15 protein-coding genes are annotated in these 15902 nt (G+C 71.3%); 7 read left to right on the plus strand and 8 right to left on the minus strand.

The genetic code is table 11. The features are described from left to right. Positions 1-721: 721 nt before the first annotated feature. The 3 genes from ACIHFD_RS22245 to ACIHFD_RS22255 all read right to left on the minus strand — a co-directional run bounded on the left by ACIHFD_RS22245 (position 722) and on the right by ACIHFD_RS22255 (position 2923). Positions 722-1474, minus strand: a complete 753-nt coding sequence (locus ACIHFD_RS22245; protein ID WP_363977789.1) for a GntR family transcriptional regulator — start codon at positions 1472-1474, stop codon at positions 722-724. Between the two features lie 152 nt (positions 1475-1626). Further along, positions 1627-2169 (minus strand): VanZ family protein, encoded by a 543-nt coding sequence (locus tag ACIHFD_RS22250; protein ID WP_397368508.1) that lies wholly within the window; start codon positions 2167-2169, stop codon positions 1627-1629. 40 nt (positions 2170-2209) lie between these two features. Further along, the gene (locus ACIHFD_RS22255) at positions 2210-2923 is read right to left on the minus strand and encodes a dienelactone hydrolase family protein (RefSeq protein ID WP_397368509.1); all 714 of its coding nucleotides are present in this window, start codon (positions 2921-2923) and stop codon (positions 2210-2212) included. Positions 2924-3047: 124 nt separating this feature from the next. Between ACIHFD_RS22255 and ACIHFD_RS22260 the strand changes: the two genes are divergently transcribed. Genes ACIHFD_RS22260 through kynU form a run of 5 tightly spaced genes read left to right on the plus strand, consistent with a single transcriptional unit; the run spans position 3048 to position 7978 of the window. After that, positions 3048-4457, plus strand: coding sequence for an aldehyde dehydrogenase family protein (locus tag ACIHFD_RS22260; RefSeq protein WP_397368510.1), 1410 nt, complete (start codon positions 3048-3050; stop codon positions 4455-4457). Beyond that, positions 4450-5247 carry a 2-keto-4-pentenoate hydratase gene (locus tag ACIHFD_RS22265; RefSeq protein ID WP_397368511.1) on the plus strand — a complete coding sequence of 266 codons (798 nt, stop codon included), beginning with the start codon at positions 4450-4452 and terminating at the stop codon, positions 5245-5247. The genes ACIHFD_RS22260 and ACIHFD_RS22265 overlap by 8 nt, the downstream gene beginning before the upstream one ends. Further along, entirely contained in the window at positions 5244-5675 is a 432-nt protein-coding gene (locus tag ACIHFD_RS22270) for a RidA family protein (RefSeq protein WP_397368512.1), read from the plus strand. Before ACIHFD_RS22265 ends, ACIHFD_RS22270 begins: the two co-directional genes overlap by 4 nt. A 17-nt stretch (positions 5676-5692) precedes the next feature. Then, complete coding sequence (locus ACIHFD_RS22275; protein ID WP_397368513.1) at positions 5693-6781, plus strand: ABC transporter substrate-binding protein; 1089 nt, start codon at positions 5693-5695, stop codon at positions 6779-6781. Further along, on the plus strand, positions 6782-7978 hold the full coding sequence (kynU, locus tag ACIHFD_RS22280) for a kynureninase (RefSeq protein ID WP_397368708.1): 1197 nt from the start codon (positions 6782-6784) through the stop codon (positions 7976-7978). It abuts the gene before it with no gap. Here kynU and ACIHFD_RS22285 read toward each other — a convergent pair. Next, a complete protein-coding gene (locus tag ACIHFD_RS22285; RefSeq protein ID WP_397368514.1) occupies positions 7971-8351 on the minus strand; it encodes an MmcQ/YjbR family DNA-binding protein in 381 nt (126 codons plus the stop codon). The two genes, kynU and ACIHFD_RS22285, sit on opposite strands and share 8 nt — an antisense overlap. After that, positions 8348-9379: a DUF2293 domain-containing protein gene (locus ACIHFD_RS22290; RefSeq protein ID WP_397368515.1), complete on the minus strand. Its 1032-nt coding sequence runs from the start codon at positions 9377-9379 to the stop codon at positions 8348-8350. Before ACIHFD_RS22290 ends, ACIHFD_RS22285 begins: the two co-directional genes overlap by 4 nt. A gap of 114 nt (positions 9380-9493) precedes the next feature. Between ACIHFD_RS22290 and ACIHFD_RS22295 the strand changes: the two genes are divergently transcribed. Beyond that, positions 9494-10300: an FKBP-type peptidyl-prolyl cis-trans isomerase gene (locus tag ACIHFD_RS22295; RefSeq protein ID WP_397368516.1), complete on the plus strand. Its 807-nt coding sequence runs from the start codon at positions 9494-9496 to the stop codon at positions 10298-10300. Positions 10301-10337: 37 nt separating this feature from the next. On the opposite strand, the gene ACIHFD_RS22300 is transcribed toward ACIHFD_RS22295, so the two are convergent. Further along, positions 10338-11234, minus strand: a complete 897-nt coding sequence (locus tag ACIHFD_RS22300; RefSeq protein ID WP_350723678.1) for a M23 family metallopeptidase — start codon at positions 11232-11234, stop codon at positions 10338-10340. 108 nt (positions 11235-11342) lie between these two features. Here ACIHFD_RS22300 and ACIHFD_RS22305 point away from each other — a divergent pair, with 108 nt between their 5' ends. After that, a complete protein-coding gene (locus ACIHFD_RS22305; RefSeq protein ID WP_397368517.1) occupies positions 11343-14021 on the plus strand; it encodes a BTAD domain-containing putative transcriptional regulator in 2679 nt (892 codons plus the stop codon). On the opposite strand, the gene ACIHFD_RS22310 is transcribed toward ACIHFD_RS22305, so the two are convergent. Both ACIHFD_RS22310 and ACIHFD_RS22315 read right to left on the minus strand, forming a co-directional pair. Beyond that, a complete protein-coding gene (locus tag ACIHFD_RS22310; RefSeq protein WP_397368518.1) occupies positions 14018-14536 on the minus strand; it encodes a GNAT family N-acetyltransferase in 519 nt (172 codons plus the stop codon). The two genes, ACIHFD_RS22305 and ACIHFD_RS22310, sit on opposite strands and share 4 nt — an antisense overlap. Beyond that, a complete protein-coding gene (locus ACIHFD_RS22315; RefSeq protein ID WP_355193631.1) occupies positions 14533-15879 on the minus strand; it encodes an NERD domain-containing protein in 1347 nt (448 codons plus the stop codon). The genes ACIHFD_RS22310 and ACIHFD_RS22315 overlap by 4 nt, the downstream gene beginning before the upstream one ends. Positions 15880-15902: the final 23 nt, after the last annotated feature.

Below are 15902 nucleotides of genomic sequence, written 5' to 3' on the forward strand. Positions count from 1 at the left end.
TGTTTTTATAACACCCCCGTGGGGGGGGGGGGCCACCCCCACCACCCCAAAACCCACGCGGTCGGCCTGTCCGTGGTAAAAAAGTACCCCACCCCCGGGGGGGGCGGGGGTGGGGGGGGCCCCCCCCGGCTGGGACCGCCCCACAGCCGAGCGGGCGGTGAGAGCCGCGGGGCCGCGCGATTGGGGAAGGGGTGCGCGGCCCGGCGGTGCAGGCGGTCCACGGAGCGGAAGCCCCCGCCCCCGATCGGGTCGGAGGCTTCCGCGTCAGTGGCCCCTCCTGTCCTGGTGGCCCGGTGCCGGGGCCGCCGAGACGCTGGACACGGCACCGGGCTGCTCTTGTGCGCCGGCCGTGGGACGCGCCACGACCGGCGTCATGGAGGTGCGGGGCCGGCCCGCGGGTGCTGCCCGCCGGCCCGCTTCTCCTGGTCCCGGAGCCGGCCGCGCAGGCCGTCCGGGTCGTCCGCGTCGATGGTCATCGCACATCCCGCATCGCGCTGCGCCGCGTTGAGCGGACGGTGTCTCGTGGCCCACCAGCGGCCCGCGTCGCTCCGCCAGATGGTCCATTGGGGGTACTCCCGGGCAATCTCGGCAAGATGCCGATCAAAGGACATCGCTGTTCGCCTTTCCCGGCCCCAGGCGAGGTTTCCATCTCCTTCGACGATGCGGTACTTCTCTAGAGAACACAATGATCGTGCCGGACAGGGTCACCTTCCCTGACAAACTAGGCATCGAAGTCGTACTGGAGTACGTACGCGGCGGAGTCGAGCACCATCTCGTTGAGCTCGACGGGCACCCCGCCCGACGTGTAGGCGGTCCTGGCGATCACGATCACCGGCGTGCCCCCCGGCAGGTCGAGCATCGCGATCTCGCGGGGTGACGGCATCCTGGCCCGCACCTCCTCGGTGAAGTGGGCGGGGGAGACGCCCAGGTCGCTCAGCCTGGCGTAGACGCCACCGGGTCCGGTGTCCGCGAGGGTGATCGCGCTGCCTTCGACCAGGTGCGCGGGGAAATACGAGGTGGCCAGCTGCACGGGTCTGGTGTCGACCGAGTAGCGGCGGCGACGTACCCATACCTCGCCGCTCTCGAGGACGCCCGCCACCTCCTCGCCGGCTCGCTCCAACACGACTTCCACCCCGTCCACCGTGAAAGGCCGGCCACGCGTGTCGGCGTCCCAGATGGCCCGCCCCTGACCCCACTGCTCTCTCGACAGGCGGCGTGAGCCGTGCCTGCGGATCGGTTTGAACAGCCGCACGTATACCCCCGAACCTCGTTTGGGCACCGCCAGCCCCTCGTTGATCAGTACGGCAAGCGCCTGCCTGGCGGTGGCTCGTGCGATTGCGTATTCGGCCATCAGCGCGTTCTCGCCCGGTAGTCGGTCCCCGTCGCGCAGTTCGCCGGACAGAATCCGGGCGCGGAGGCCGTCGGCGATGCGGCGATAGATAGGGGGCTCGTGGGGTACCGGGGATTCAGACAACTTTGATCACCCTCTGTCACCAACCAGGTTGTGGCGTCTCCAGAGAACTTGCCCCGTCTTGTCCACGATCGCACAGATGGAAAGGTTGGTCGCGGCCTTCTTTTGAGCGGATCGTGCCCGAGTGGTGAATTCCGGCGGGTTTTAGCAGACCGTTACCGTGGAACGGTCCCGGCCGGTATCCGATCGGCCCACCAGCGCCGAGTAACCAAAGCGAAGATCACGGCGCCTGCCGTGTTCATGAGCACGTCGTCGACGGAGGAGAAACGGCCTAGTCGCAAGGCGTACTGGAGGACCTCGACGATGACCGAAAACGCGGCCGCGACCGCCGCAACGCGCGCGAGAGAGGACATCGCCCGGCTGCGTACCGGGAGCAGCGCGCCGAGCGCGGCGAACACCAGCAGGTTGCCTCCGACCTGCACCAACACCGCGTCCCACGGCGCGCTGACCAGGTCGGCAAGATCTTTGAACGGGACGAGACTGACTCCGGTCTGACCGTTGCGCGGGGTGAGGGTCATCCAGATCCACGGGGCCGTGCCGACCGCTATGCCGACGTCGGCGATCGACGTGCGCAGCGGTGCCGGGTGGCCGGCGCGGGCGCGGTGACGGGAGAGGAGCAAGATTGCTAGCAAGGCCAGGGGAAGTGCAAAAGTACCAGCAATAATGACGTTTCCCCACAATTCCCACGTCCGCGCCATCCGCCCATAATGGCGATGATCTAGGGGTACCGGAAGATGTCTATCTGGACAGGGTCACCGGCAGGTGCTCGGACAGGAAGGTGAGCGCCACCTCCCAGGTGCGCGCGGCCGCCTCCGGGTGGTGGAACATCGGTGCCTCGCTGTTGTGGAAGGCGTGCCCGGCCTCCTCCTCGACGTGCATGACCACGTTCGGCCGGCCCTGCGCGGCCTGCTCGACGACGGCCACCCGGTCGCGCCGGATGAACGGGTCGCTGCCGCCGAAGACCAGCAGGAGCGGCGCGGTGACGCGGTCCATGAGCCCGGTCGCGTCGGGCACGGCGGAGCCGTAGAAGGACAGGACCGCGGCCAGCTCCACCTGCGTGGCCAGCATGTAGTCGATCGAGCCGCCCAGGCAGAACCCGACCGCGCCGACCCCGCCCGCCACCTCGGGCAGCTCGCCCAGGTGGGCCACCGTGAGCGCGCAGTCGGCCACCCCCTGCGCGAAGTCGAACCGGCCGGCCAGCTCGATCGCGGCCTCCGTGCCCTCGGGGGTGTGCTCGCCCAGCCAGCCGGGGTGCAGGCGCCAGAACAGGTCCGGCGCGGCCACCACGTAGCCGCGCGAGGCCAGGTCCAGGGCGACCTTCTCGATGTAGGGCCCCACGCCGTAGATCTCCTGGACGAGCAGGATGCCGGGGCCCGTCCCGGCGTCGGGGAACCACAGATGGACGTCGAAGCCGCCGTCGTGGGCGGCCACCTGATCGGTTCTGGTTCGCATGTGCAACAGCATCGCGCATGGCGCGGGCCGCGTTCCGGGGAGACGATGCGATCAGAAAGGTCCCGACGCACCCGTTGTCCGCCGATCGACCAGCGATCTATACAGGGAAGTAGAGGAGAGTGTGGTGCTGACGCATTTCATCGGTGGCGAGCCGGTGGGCGCGGGTAAGACGTTCCCCGTCCATGACCCCGTGACGGGCGCGGTGATCAGACAGGTGCACGAGGCCGACCCCGAAGTCGTGGACCGGGCGGTGCGCGCGGCCAGGGAGGCGGCCCGCGACTGGGCGGCGCTGCCCGTCGGCGAGCGCGCCGGGTGGATGCGGCGCCTGGCCGAGGGCATCGAGTCCCGCTTCGACGACCTGGTGGACGCGGAGATCGCCGACACGGGCAAGCCGATCGACCAGACCCGCACGCTCGACGTCCCGCGCGGCATCGCCAACTTCCGCGCGTTCGCCGAGATCGCCGCCCAGCGCCCGGACGACGCCTTCCATCTGTCCGGGGTGCTCAGCTACACCGTGCGACGGCCGCTCGGCGTGGTCGCGGTGATCGTCCCGTGGAACCTGCCGTTCCTGCTGATGACCTGGAAGCTCGCACCCGCCCTCGTCGCCGGCAACACCGTGGTGGTCAAGCCGTCGGAGCACACGCCGGGCTCGGCGGCGGTCTTCGCCGAGATCTGCGCCGACGCCGGGCTGCCCGCCGGCGTCGTCAACATCATCTTCGGGTACGGCTCCTCCGGCCACCTCCTGGTCGAGCACCCGGGGGTGGACGCCGTGTCGTTCACCGGCTCCACCAGGACCGGCACCGCGATCATGAACACGGCGGCCGACCGGGTCAAGCCGATCTCGTTCGAGCTGGGCGGCAAGAACGCGGGGCTGATCTTCGATGACTGCCGGCTCGACCGGGCCGTCGAGGGGACCGCGAAGTCGGTCTTCACCAACGGCGGGCAGGTGTGCCTGTGCACCGAGCGGGTCTACGTGCAGCGGTCGATCTTCGAGGAGTTCTGCGCCCGGCTGGCGGCCCGCGCGCAGGAGTTCGAGCCGCAGCCCATGATCTCGAAGGAGCACCGCGAGAAGGTGCTCTCCTACTACGCCTTGGCCCGCTCGGAGGGAGCCAAGGTGCTCACGGGGGGTGGCGTCCCCACGTTCTGCGACAACCGCGATTCCGGATATTTCGTGGAACCAACTGTGGTGGCAGGCTTGTCGGAGTGGTCGAGGTTCAACAGAGAAGAGATCTTCGGCCCCGTGTGCCATGTCGCCCCCTTCGACAGCGAGGCCGAGGCGGTCGATCTGGCCAACGGCAGCGAGTACGGCCTGGCCGCCACGCTCTGGACGGGTAACCTCGACCGCGCCCACCGGGTGGCGCAGCGATTGGAGGCCGGGCTCGTCTGGGTGAACACTTGGTATCTGCGTGACCTGCGCACCCCGTTCGGCGGTATGAAGCTGTCGGGCATCGGCAGGGAGGGCGGCGTCCAGTCACTCGACTTCTACTCTCAACCCACCACGATCACCATCAAACTGGAGCAGCCCGATGCATGACGAATGGTCCGAGGCCGTGGACGCGCGGTCCCAGGTCGCCGACCGGCTGGCGGAGGCCGCGAGTTCCGGCAAACCGTGCCCGCCGATCAGGGACCTGGTCGGCACGGTGGCCGAGGCGTACGCCATCCAGGAGATCAACACGCGGCGGGCGCTCGGAGCGGGGCGGCGGCTGGTGGGCAGGAAGATCGGCGTGACCAACGTCATGCTGCAGCGGCAGTTCGGCATCGACCAGCCGGACTTCGGCATGCTCTTCGCGGACATGTCCTACTGCGACGGGCTCCCCGTGCCCGTGGACGCCTTCCTGCAGCCGCGGGCCGAGGCCGAGGTCGCGCTGGTGCTCGGCAAGGACCTGGCCGGCGGGCCCTTCACGGCCGCCGACGTGCTCAGGGCCGTGGAGTTCGCGCTGCCCGCCATCGAGATCGCCGACTCGCGGATCGCCGACTGGGACATCACGCTGGCCGACACGGTCGCGGACAACGCCTCGGCCGGCGCGTTCGTGCTGGGCAGCACGCCCGTCCCGCTGGCCGGGCTCGACCTGCGGGCTGCCCGGATGACGATGACCCGGGGCGGCGAGGAGGTCTCGACCGGCTCCGGCGAGCTGGTCATGGGCAACCCGCTCAACGCCGCCGTCTGGCTCGCCTCCCGGCTCGGCCGCACCGACTACGCGCTGCGCGCCGGAGACGTGGTGCTGACCGGCTCGCTCGGCCCGGTCGTGCCCGCCGGCCCGCAGGACGAGTTCGAGGCGCGCATCGAGGGGCTGGGCTCCGTCCGGGCGGTGTTCGCCAAGTGATCGAACGCACCAAAGGGCTCCTGGTGCCCGGCAAGGCCACTCCCCGAGGCAGGTTCCCGCACGTCAAGCAGGCAGGCGACCTCCTGTACGTCTCGGGCACGAACTGCCGGCGCACCGACGGCACCTTCGTGGGCGTGGAAGTGGACACGTACGGCGCGACGAACCTGGACATCCGCGCACAGACCAGAGCGGTCATCGAGAACATCGGCGACATCCTCAAGGCCGCCGGAGGCTCGCTCGGCGACCTCGTGCAGATCACCACGTATCTGGTCAACATGAACGATTTCACGGGCTACAACGAGGTCTACGCCGAGTTCTTCGACGAGGAAGGGCCCACGAGGGCCACGGTCGCGGTACACCAGCTCCCGCACCCCCACCTGCTCATCGAGATGCAGGCCGTCGCCTACCGCCCGCAGGAGCGGTCATGACCTGCCGGGGGTGAGCCGTGCGCGTATCCGTCCTGGGGTTGGTGGTGCTGATGGCCGCCGGTTGCGGCGGGACGGCGCCGCTCATGGCCGAGGGCGATCCCCCGGTCAAGGTCGGCGCGATCATCTCGCAGACCGGCGTGTACGCCGCTCTCGGCGACGACATGGAGGCCGCCATGCGCCTCTACCTGGACGACCACGGCGGACGCCTGGGCGAGCGCCCGGCCGGGCTGGTGGTCGCCGACGACGCGGGCAACCCGGAGGAGGGCCAGAAGCAGGCCAGGCGGCTCATCGAGGACGAGGGCGTGAACGTGATCACCGGGCTGCTCTCCTCGCCCGTCGCCGAGTCGGTGGTCAAGGTGGCGGGCCGCACGCCCGTGGTGATCGCCAACGCGGGCGCCGACGCGCTGGGCGGACCGAACGTCTTCCGCGTGTCGTACACCAACCGCGACCACGGCTACGCGGCCGGCCGGTATGCCGCCGAGCGGTACGGCAAGGAGGGCGTGGTGCTCATGGCCTCCGACTACTCGGCGGGCGTCGAAACGCTCAGGGGCTTCGCCGAGGGATACGGCGAGCAGCCCCTCAAACGCATCCTGACGCCCTACGGCAGGGTCACCGACCTGGAGCCGTACTTCGCGCGGATCCCGCCCGGGACGAAGCTCCTGTACGCGTTCTACGCAGGGGGAGAGGCGGTCGAGTTCCTGAAGGGGTACCGCCAGCACGCCTCCGAGATCGCGTTACTGGGCTGCCAGAACCTCACGGACGAGGACGTGCTGCGGGCCGTCGGCCGGGAGGCCGAGGGCATCACCACCGTCGGCATGTACTCGCCCGCGCTGTACAACCCGGACAACGCCGCGTTCGTGGCCCGGTGGCGGGCCAAGACCGGCAGGAACCCGTCCGCGGTCGCGCTCCAGGGCTGGGACGCCATGCGGCTCATCGACCGGGGCCTGTCCGCGAACGGGGGAATGGCGGCGGTGGGTGAGCTGGGCGGCCCGCGTGGGACGTTCCGGCTGGACGCCACCCACAACCCGGTGCAGAACTGGTATGTCCGCGAGTACCAGAATGGCGTGAACCGGATAATCGCCACCATCCCCCCGCGACAGGAGTGAATCGTGGACCGCGACCAGTGCCTCGCCCTCGACGCGAACGACCCGCTGCGGGCTTTCAAGGACGAGTTCGTGCTGCCGGAGGGGGTCGTCTACCTCGTCGGCAACTCGCTCGGCGCGCTGCCCCGCCGTACCGCCGAACGGGTGCGCCAGACGGTGGAGGACGAGTGGGGCAGGCAGCTCGTCGGCGGCTGGAACCACGCCGGCTGGTACGCGCAGCCGCTGACCGCGGGCGACCGGCTGGCCCCGCTGATCGGCGCGGGCCCCGGGCAGGTCGTGGTGGGCAACACCACCTCGATCGCGGTCTTCCAGGCGGTGGCCGCGGCGCTGCGGCTGCGTCCCGACCGCCGGGTGATCGTCTCCGACGTCCGGAACTTCCCCACCGACCACTACATGGTCCAGGGCCTGGCCGGGCTGCTCGGCGGCTACGAGGTGCGCGACTTCGCGCAGGGGCGGTTCGACGACGCGGCCGTGGTGCTGCTGTCGGAGGTCGACTACCGCACCGGCGCCCGCCACGACGTGCCGTCGGTCACCGCCCGGGTGCACGAGGCCGGCGCGCTGATGGTCTGGGACGTGTGCCACAGCGTGGGGGCCATGGACGTGGACGTCTCGGGGGCCGACTTCGCGGTGGGGTGCACGTACAAGTATCTCAACGCGGGGCCGGGCGCGCCCGCCTTCCTCTACGTCAACCCGCGCCACCACGCCGCTGCCGAGAACGTGCTGTCCGGCTGGCACGGGCACGCCGAGCCGTTCGCGTTCGAGACCGGCTACCGCCCGGCGGAGGGCATTCGGCGGTTCGCGGTGGGCACCCCGCACGTGCTGTCGTTCGCGGCGCTGGAGGCGGCGCTCGACGTGTGGGAGCGGGTGCCGATGGATCAGGTGCGGGCCAAGAGCATGGCGTTGACCTCGCTCTTCGTGGACCTGGTCGGCGACGCGCTGGAGCTGGTCTCGCCCGCCGACGCCGCCGCCCGGGGCAGCCAGGTGAGCTTCCGCCACCCTCACGGCTACCCGGTGATGCGGGCGCTGATCGACCGGGGCGTGCACGGGGACTTCCGCGCGCCGGACGTCCTCAGGTTCGGCTTCGCGCCGCTCTACATCGGCTACGCCGACGTGTACGACGCGGCGGCCACACTGCTCGAGGTGCTGGACAAGGAGCTGTGGCGGGACGAGCGGTACGCCGCGCGCCTGGCCGTCACCTGACCGGGTTCTCGTCCAGCTGCTTGACCGCCCGCTTGGGCGCGATGGCCCGGTAGCTCTCCTCCACCCAGTCGAGCAGCACCTCCGTCTCGGGCAGCTCCGACAGGAACGGCACCGTCACCCACCCGGCCCTGCCGAGCCCGTGGCCGGTGGGCGCCGCCCCCTCGACGGTCAGCGCGTGGCCGTGCGCCTCCGAGACCAGCTTCACGCTGAACATCGGGTCCCACTTCTCGGTCTGCTCGTCGATGCCGAGGAAGAGGAAGACCTTCTTGTTCGCCTTGATGACGGTCTCGCCCCACGGGTGGTCCTCGTGCGCCTCGGGCAGCCGGAGCGCGAAGGTGCGCAGCTCTTCCCGTACGTCGTGCCAGTCGCTCATCCGCGGAACTCCTCCAGTTTGCGCTCGATGCGTTCCCTGATTCTGTCCCTGGCCTCCATCCTGGGAACGCCCGACATGAGCAGGCTGTCGTAGTCGGTGTCGAGGTGCCTGATGGAGGCGATGACCGCCAGCGTGATGGCGTTCTCGTCGAGCGCCTTGGCCGCCGCCGTCCTGCCCACCCGGCCGCTGCCGCGCTGGGCGGCGTGCTCGGCGATCTCCTGGGCCCGGTCCCGGGGGCAGCCGGGGAACAGCCTGGCGATCTCGGCCGCCATCCTGGCCTGGAAGTCGACGTCCTGTTCGGCCCTGCGGTCGCGGTCGCGTTCGCGGCGGCGCTCGCGTACCTCCTCGTCGGCCAGGCACCGCTCCTCGGCGGCGGCCAGCGCGGCCTCCTCCACCAGCAGGCCGACGCGCTGGTAGACCTTGCGCCGCCGGTTGTACCGCACGACCACCGCCGACAGGCCGCTCTCCTGCTTGGCGCGGCGGCTGAGCGCGGCGTTTCCGGACGGCAGGAACACCAGGTGGTCCATGTCCGCGCAGGTCAGGCAGTGCGGCCGGTCCTCCTCCATGATCAGGTAGGGGCCGGTGTCGCCGCAGGAGGCGCACGTCCAGGCGTCGAGCGGGGCCACCGCCACCAGGTCCGGCACCTTGGGCTCGCTCAGCTTGCGGACCCTGGCCTCGCTGAGGTCCGGCGAGAGCCAGTGCACGCGGAACGGCTCCTGCCCGTCCCCGGAGGTGAAGCGCAGCTCGCGGCGGTCGCGGGTGCCGGCCACGTACGGCGTGTCCACCGGCCTGAGCCCCTTGGCCAGCGCCCACTCCCGCAGCAGGCCGGCCGTCGCGAGCAGGCGGTCCTCGTCGACGGCCGCCAGCTCGGCCAGCGTGCCGGCCCGGCCCTGCCGCCAGATGTCCACGTGCCTGGAGTGCAGCCAGCGCAGGCCCGTCACCACGTCGATGAACGTCACGTACTTCCGCGTGGTCAGCGCGATCTCGGCCGCCTCCGCGACCCTGCGCGCCAGATTGGGCTTGCTCATGGCCTCAAGTCTCCCGCGCCTTTGTCGTGAGATGGCGAGACCGGCAGCTTTGCTTTTGCCCATTGCGGCAAGTAACACGTTCGGACCACCGGCCGTGAGGCCATGGAGGATATCGTGCGCCTGTTCTTGCCGGCCGTGCTCATGCTCGCCACCTCGTGCGGCCTGGCCGAGGAGGGCACGCAGCCCGTCGTCACAGGCGCGTTCGGCACCAAGCCGGTCGTGGCCATACCCAAGGGCAGCCCGGGCCGCACGCCGCGGATCACCGTGCTGTCGACGGGCAGCGGACGGCGCACGCTGCCGGGCGACGTGGTGCTCGCCGACGTGGACATCCGGCGGTGGTCGGGCAACCGGCCGTATCTGAGCACGTACGACGGCCACCAGCCCACCTCGGTCGTCTTCGACGGCAGGCGGGTGTCGGAGACCTGGCGGCAGGCGCTCATCGGCCGGTCCGCGGGCAGCCGGATCATGCTGGTCAGCCAGGCGGGCGAGGCCCTCGGCCCGGACGCGCCGCTCACGCTGACCGATCTCGCGCCCGCCGACACGATGGTGCTGATCTTCGACGTCCTGGGCGGCTACCCGCCCGACGCCCGGCTGGTCGGCCGCACCCTGCCGGTGGTCCCGGCGGACCTCGGGCCGGGCTCGCCGCCCCGCACGCTCATCGCCGGCTCCGGCGAGGAGGTCCTCGCCGGTTCGAAGGTGGTGGTCCAGTACGTGGCCGCGTCATGGCCCGAGCGGACGGTCGTGGACTCGTCCTACCGGAGGGGCGGGCCGAGCGCGTACACGCTGAAGGAGGGGGACGTCCCCGACGGCTGGCTGGGCGCGCTCGTGGGCCGGCAGGTCGGGAGCCGGGTCGCGGTCTCCGGCCTTGGTGACCGGCCGTCGCTCTACGTCATAGACGTGCTGGGCACGGTTCACGCATGAGGGGGCCGGGCGCATTCCACCCGACCCCTCCGCATCGTCAATCGCAGTGTTCGAGCGGGCTGTCGTAGGTCGAGGCGCCGGCCTTGCCGCCCCACTTGACGCACTTGCCGGACGCCGAGGCGATGACCGGTCCCGCGTAGTAGGCGAAGTTGCCTGAGTCCGTCTTCCTCGTACTGCCCTCCACTTCCAGGTAGGCCGTGGTGGCGGTGGCCGTGCCGACGTTCTTGTACTTCAGCGTCGTCACGCAGTTGTTGCCGTTGGAGGAGTTGTAGAGCAGGTAGACAGCGCCGTCACTGCCGAGCGTGGCCGAGTCGATCACGTCGTAGCCCGAGCCGCAGACCTCCGTCGGGGTGTGCGGGTTGCCGCAGTTCTTGGAGGTCACCGACTGCTGCGGGTAGCCGAAGGTGACGCCGTTGAAGACGGCCTTCTGGATGTTGTCCGGGTAGTTGGTGCCCAGCCGCACCTCGTAGTGCAGGTGAGGGCTGATGTTGTTGCCCGGCTTGCTGGTGTTGCCGACCGTGCCGATCTGCTGGCCCTGCGACACCGCCTGGCCCTCGCTGACCGTACGTGAGTTCAGATGGGCGTAGTACGAGGTCCAGCCGCCGCCGTGGTCGATCTTGACGAGGTTGCCGTACCCGTTGGTCGAGCCCTGGTGCGCGGAGATCACCACGGTTCCCGCCGCGGCCGCCACCACGGTGTCGCCGAGGTCGGCGTCCGCGGTGCTGCCCCGGTTGAAGTCGATCTCCCACGACTGGTGCGCGCTGCTGTTGCTGGAGTTGCCCGTCCACGTCTGGTTGCAGGGGAACGGGAGCTGGAAGTTCGTGGCCAGGATCTGCGCGTCCGCCCCCGGCACGGGGTCGGCCGCGGCGACTGACGTCGTACCGAGGCTGAGTAACAAGGCGAGGCCCGCGACCATTGCTGCGCCGAGCTTCATGGGGTGATCCTTTCCCGTGGGATCTCTGAGACCAGGGTCTGGACAAAGCGCACAGGAATCGTCCAGAACCGATACAGGAAGCTGTCAGACCTCCGTAGAGGAGCCGATGTGCCGGTCACCTTCCATGTGCTCGGGCCGCTGGAGGTCCGTCGCGATGGCCGTCCCGTCCGGATCTCCGGCAGGAAGCCCCGTATGTTGCTGGCCACGCTGCTGCTCGACGCGGGCCGCGTGGTCGGCGCCGATCGGCTCGCCGACGTGCTCTGGCCGCACCGCCCACCGCGCTCCGCCCAGGCCAACCTCCGTACGTACGTCAGCTCGCTCCGCTCCGACCTCGGGCCCGCGCTCCTCCGGGCCGACGGGGTCGGGTATGCGATCGACGTGGGGGCGGGCGCGCTCGACCTGCTGGAGTTCGAGGCCCTGGTCGACCGGGGCGAGTTCGCCGAGGCGCTCGCGCTGTGGCGCGGGGCGCCGCTGTCCGACCTGCCCGGCAGCCCCGTCTGGGACCGCCGCCTCGAACCCCTCCACCGGGTACGCCTGTGGGCCGCCGAGGCGCTGATCGACCGGCGGATCCAGCGCGGGGACCACGACGGGGCCGTGTCCGAGCTGCGCGGGCTGCTGGCCGAGCACCCGTACCGCGAGGACCTGTGGGGGCGGCTGGTGCTGACCCTGCACAGCGGCGGCAGGAAGGCCGAGGCCCTGCGTGCCTACGCCACGGTCAGGGCCCAGCTCGTGGACGAGCTCGGCGTCGAGCCGGGGGCCGACCTGCGCGGGGCGTACGAGCTGATCCTGGCGGACGAGGCGCTGCCCGCCGTGCCCCGCCAGCTCCCGTCCCGCCTTCCCGACTTCACCGGCCGGGCCGGCGAGGTGGCCGCGCTGGGCCGGCCGTTCACCGTAGCGGTGATCTCGGGGCCGCCGGGCTCGGGCAAGTCGGCGCTGGCCGTGCACGCGGCGCACGCGCTGTGCGGCGCCTACCCCGCCGGGCAGCTCCACCTGGAGCTCGGCCTGCGGGAGCCGGGCGACCTGCTGGCCGAGGCGCTCCGAGGGCTCGGCGTTCCCGGCGTGCCGCCGACCGTGGGCGAGCGGTCCGCGCTGTTCAGGTCGCTGCTGGCCGAACGGCCGATGCTGGTGCTGCTCGACGACGCCCGCGACGCGGACCAGGTGCGCCCGCTGCTGCCCGGCGACGGCAGCGCGGTGATCGTCACCAGCCGCCGCCGCGTCACCGAGCTGCCCGGCGCGGTGCTGGTCCAGCTCGGACCGCTGGCGCCCGACGAGGCGCTGTCTTTGCTCGGCTCCATCGCGGGCGGGGACCGGGTGGCCCGGGAGCGCGAGGCCGCGCTGGCCATCGTGGCCGCCTGCGGCGGGCTGCCGCTGGCCGTCAGGAACGCGGGCACGCGCCTGGCCGCCCGGCCCGGGTGGTCGCTGTCGGTGCTCAGGCAGCGGCTGGCGGACGACTGGCTCGGCGAGTTACGGGACGTGCGGACCAGCTTCGACGGCGGGTACGCGCGCCTGCCCGCCGAGGCCGCTCGTACGCTCGCGACGTTCGGCCTGCTCGGCGCGTCCGCGCAGCCCGGGTGGGTGGTCGACGCGGCGCTCGGGCGGCACGGGGCCGACGACGTGACCGACCTGCTGGTGGACGTCAGCCTGCTGGACCTGGTCGGCACCGACGCGGTGGGCCAGCCGCGCTACCGCGTCCCCGACCTCATCGGCCGTCACGCGCTCGAACGCCCTCTCGGAGGGCGCCGGTTGGACGCGGTGGGCAGGGTGCTGGCGGCGTGGACGGCGACCGCGGAGCACGCCATGGCGCGGCTGCCGACCACCGTGTTCAGCCTCACGGCCGCCCGGGCGCCGCGCTGGCGGCTGCCCGACCGCACCCTCGACCGGTTGACGGCCGACCCGGTCGCGTGGTTCGAGGCCGAGCACGAGGCGCTGGCCGGGGCGGTGGACCTGGCGGCCGGGTCGGGCCTCGCTGAGTCGGCGTGGGGGCTGGCCGCCGCCATGGTCCCGTACCTCGACCTGCACTGCCATCTCGGCACCTGGCGGCGCACCCACACGGCCGCGCTGGCCGCCGCCCGGGTGGCCGGCGACAGGTACGGCGAGGCCGCCATGCTCAGGGGCCTGGCGCAGGTCAGCCTCTACCAGGACCGCTACGAGGAGGCGGCCGACGGCTTCACCCGCTCCCGCCAGATATTCAGCGACCTGGGCGACCGGCGGGCCGAGGCCACCTCCATCTGCGGGCTCGGGGCGGTGAGCCAGTTCAGAGGCCGGCCCGCGCACTCACTCATCCACTTCAGGAACGCGCTGGCCATCTTCGTGGCCACCGGCGACCGGCACGGCGAGGCGTTCGCCCGCCAGGCCATCGGCCGGGCCTGCCTGAAGTCGGGGGACCTGGAGCAGGCGTCGGAGTCGCTCGGCCAGGCCATGCGGCTGGCCCAGGAGCTGGGGGACGCCCATCGGGAGGGGTGCGTGTGCCTCCAGATGGGGCACCTGCACCAGGCGATGTCGTTCCACCAGCACGCTCTGGAGATCTTCGAGTCGCTGGGGGACCGGCACTGCGGGGCGTACGCGCTGCAGAGCCTGGCCGGGCTGCAGGCGGCGCGCGGTGACCTGGCGCGGGCCTCCACCGGGCTCGAAAGGTCGCTGGAGATCTTCCAGGAGCTCGGCGACCTCAGCGGCGCGGCCTCCTCCACGCAGCTCCTGGGCGAGCTGTACCGCTCGGCCGGTCGTACGGGGCTGGCGCGCACCTATCTCAGCCACGCCAGCGAGCTGCGCCGCAGCCTCCCCGTCTAGATCCTTCCGCCGAGGTCGGAGCGGATCATGCTGTATCGCACACCGTCGTGCCACTCCCCGGCACGGAAGCCGGAGCCGCGGATGACGCCCTCGCGGGTGAACCCCGCCTTCTCCAGCGCCCGCTGCTCGGCCACGTTGGTGATCTCCGTGGACGCCTCGATCCGGTTGGCCGTCGAGTGGTCGAACAGGTAGCGCGCGAGCAGCCGCTGCGCCTCGGTGCCGTGGCCCTGGCCGCGGTGCTCCGGCGCCACGATCAGCCCCATCTCCCAGTAGTAGCTGGCGCGGTTGGCGACGTGCTTGCTCCACGACAGGAAGCCGACCTGCTCGTCGCCGTTCGCGATGATCAGGATGCCGCCGTCGTCGCCCAGCATGCCGTTCTCCTGCCAGCGCGTGCGCATGCGATGGGGGTTCTGGAAGCCGTACCACTGGAACTCGCCCGAGCTGCCGGGGTCGCTCGTGAGCCGGTGCAGGAAGGACAGGTCGTCCTCTTCGACAGGACGCAGGCGAACAGTCATGATCGGGACACTAGACGACGTACCAGTCGCTTGAGGCGGGACTCCTGGAGCGGGGCGCCCTCAAGGGAGTCAAGGGCCTCCGCGGCGGTCGGGCGCTTGGCCGGGGAGTGGTCGAGCATCCGGCGCACGACCTCCGGCACGTCGGGGCCGTGGGCGTCGGCGCTGGTCGGGAACTGGCCGGTGAGGAGCTGGTAGGCGATGGCGCCGGCCGCGTAGACGTCGGAGGCGGTCGTCATGAGGTCGGGCCGCTCCTGGCACTCGGGCGCCACGTAGTGCGCGTCGAGCACGTTGCCCAGCTCGTGGGCGACGGTGTAGTTGCGCGGGCCCGGCTTGGCGTAGTCGAACCCGGTCAGCACCGCGTGCCCGTCGTCGGTCACCAGGACGGAGGCGGGGGTCAGCGCGCGGTGGACGACGCCGTGGGCGTGGGCGTGCGCCAGCCCGCGCAGCAGGTCCTGGATCACGCCCAGCCGGGCGCCCTTGCCCAGCGACAGCTGCAGCGTCTCGCCGTGCACGTCGTCCAGCACCAGCACGAACCGGCTCTCGTCGTCGATGGCGAAGAAGTCGCGCGAGCGCACCACGCACGGGTGCGGGGGGATCCTGGCCAGGGTCTGGTACGCGTTGGCGATGCGCTGCCGCTCGGCCGCCCGCGCGTGGTGGTCGGCCAGCGGGTCGGCCTGGTAGACCCGCAGCAGCACGGTCTCGCTGCCCGGCAGCGTGGCGTTGAACGCGCGGTATTCGGTGATCTTGGTGTCGCCGCCGAGCTGCTCCTCGACCTCCCAGTTGCCGAACCTCGGCGGCGCGGTGCTGCGGCGTACGCTCTGGTTGAGCGCGTCGAGGATCGCGGTGAGGTACGGCTTGGTGTCCGGGCTGCAGCCGCGCCTGACCCTGGAGACGTCGCTCAGCGTGGCGAGCAGGCGGGGCAGGTCGGTGACGTTGATCGCGTCGCGCCCGGCCGGGTCGATCAGCTCGGCGTCGGGCGAGGAGAGCACGACCAGGCTGTCGACGTAGACCCGCTCCAGCTGGGTGGCCTTGGACACCAGCAGGCCCTTCAGCGCCTTGGCGGTGCCCCGCAGCTTGGCCACGGGAGAGCCGAACGCCTCCCTGCGCGGCGGGAACCAGCGCGTGCCCGACACCTCGATGCGGCCCCTGGTGCCCTTGACGTCGACGACCACGATCGAGTGGCCGGTCAGCACGATCAGGTCGACCTCGAAGACGTCGTGGCCGCGCGGAACCTCGATGTTGTGCAGCAGCAGCCAGTCGGCGGGTGCCTGGTCGCGCAGATAAGCGATCACCCGCCGTTCGGCGTCGTTGACCGGACGTCCCCCGCCGACGATCTCTGCCATGAGAGGTATCCTCCCACGATTGT

It is taken from the genome of Nonomuraea sp. NPDC051941 (assembly GCF_044593615.1).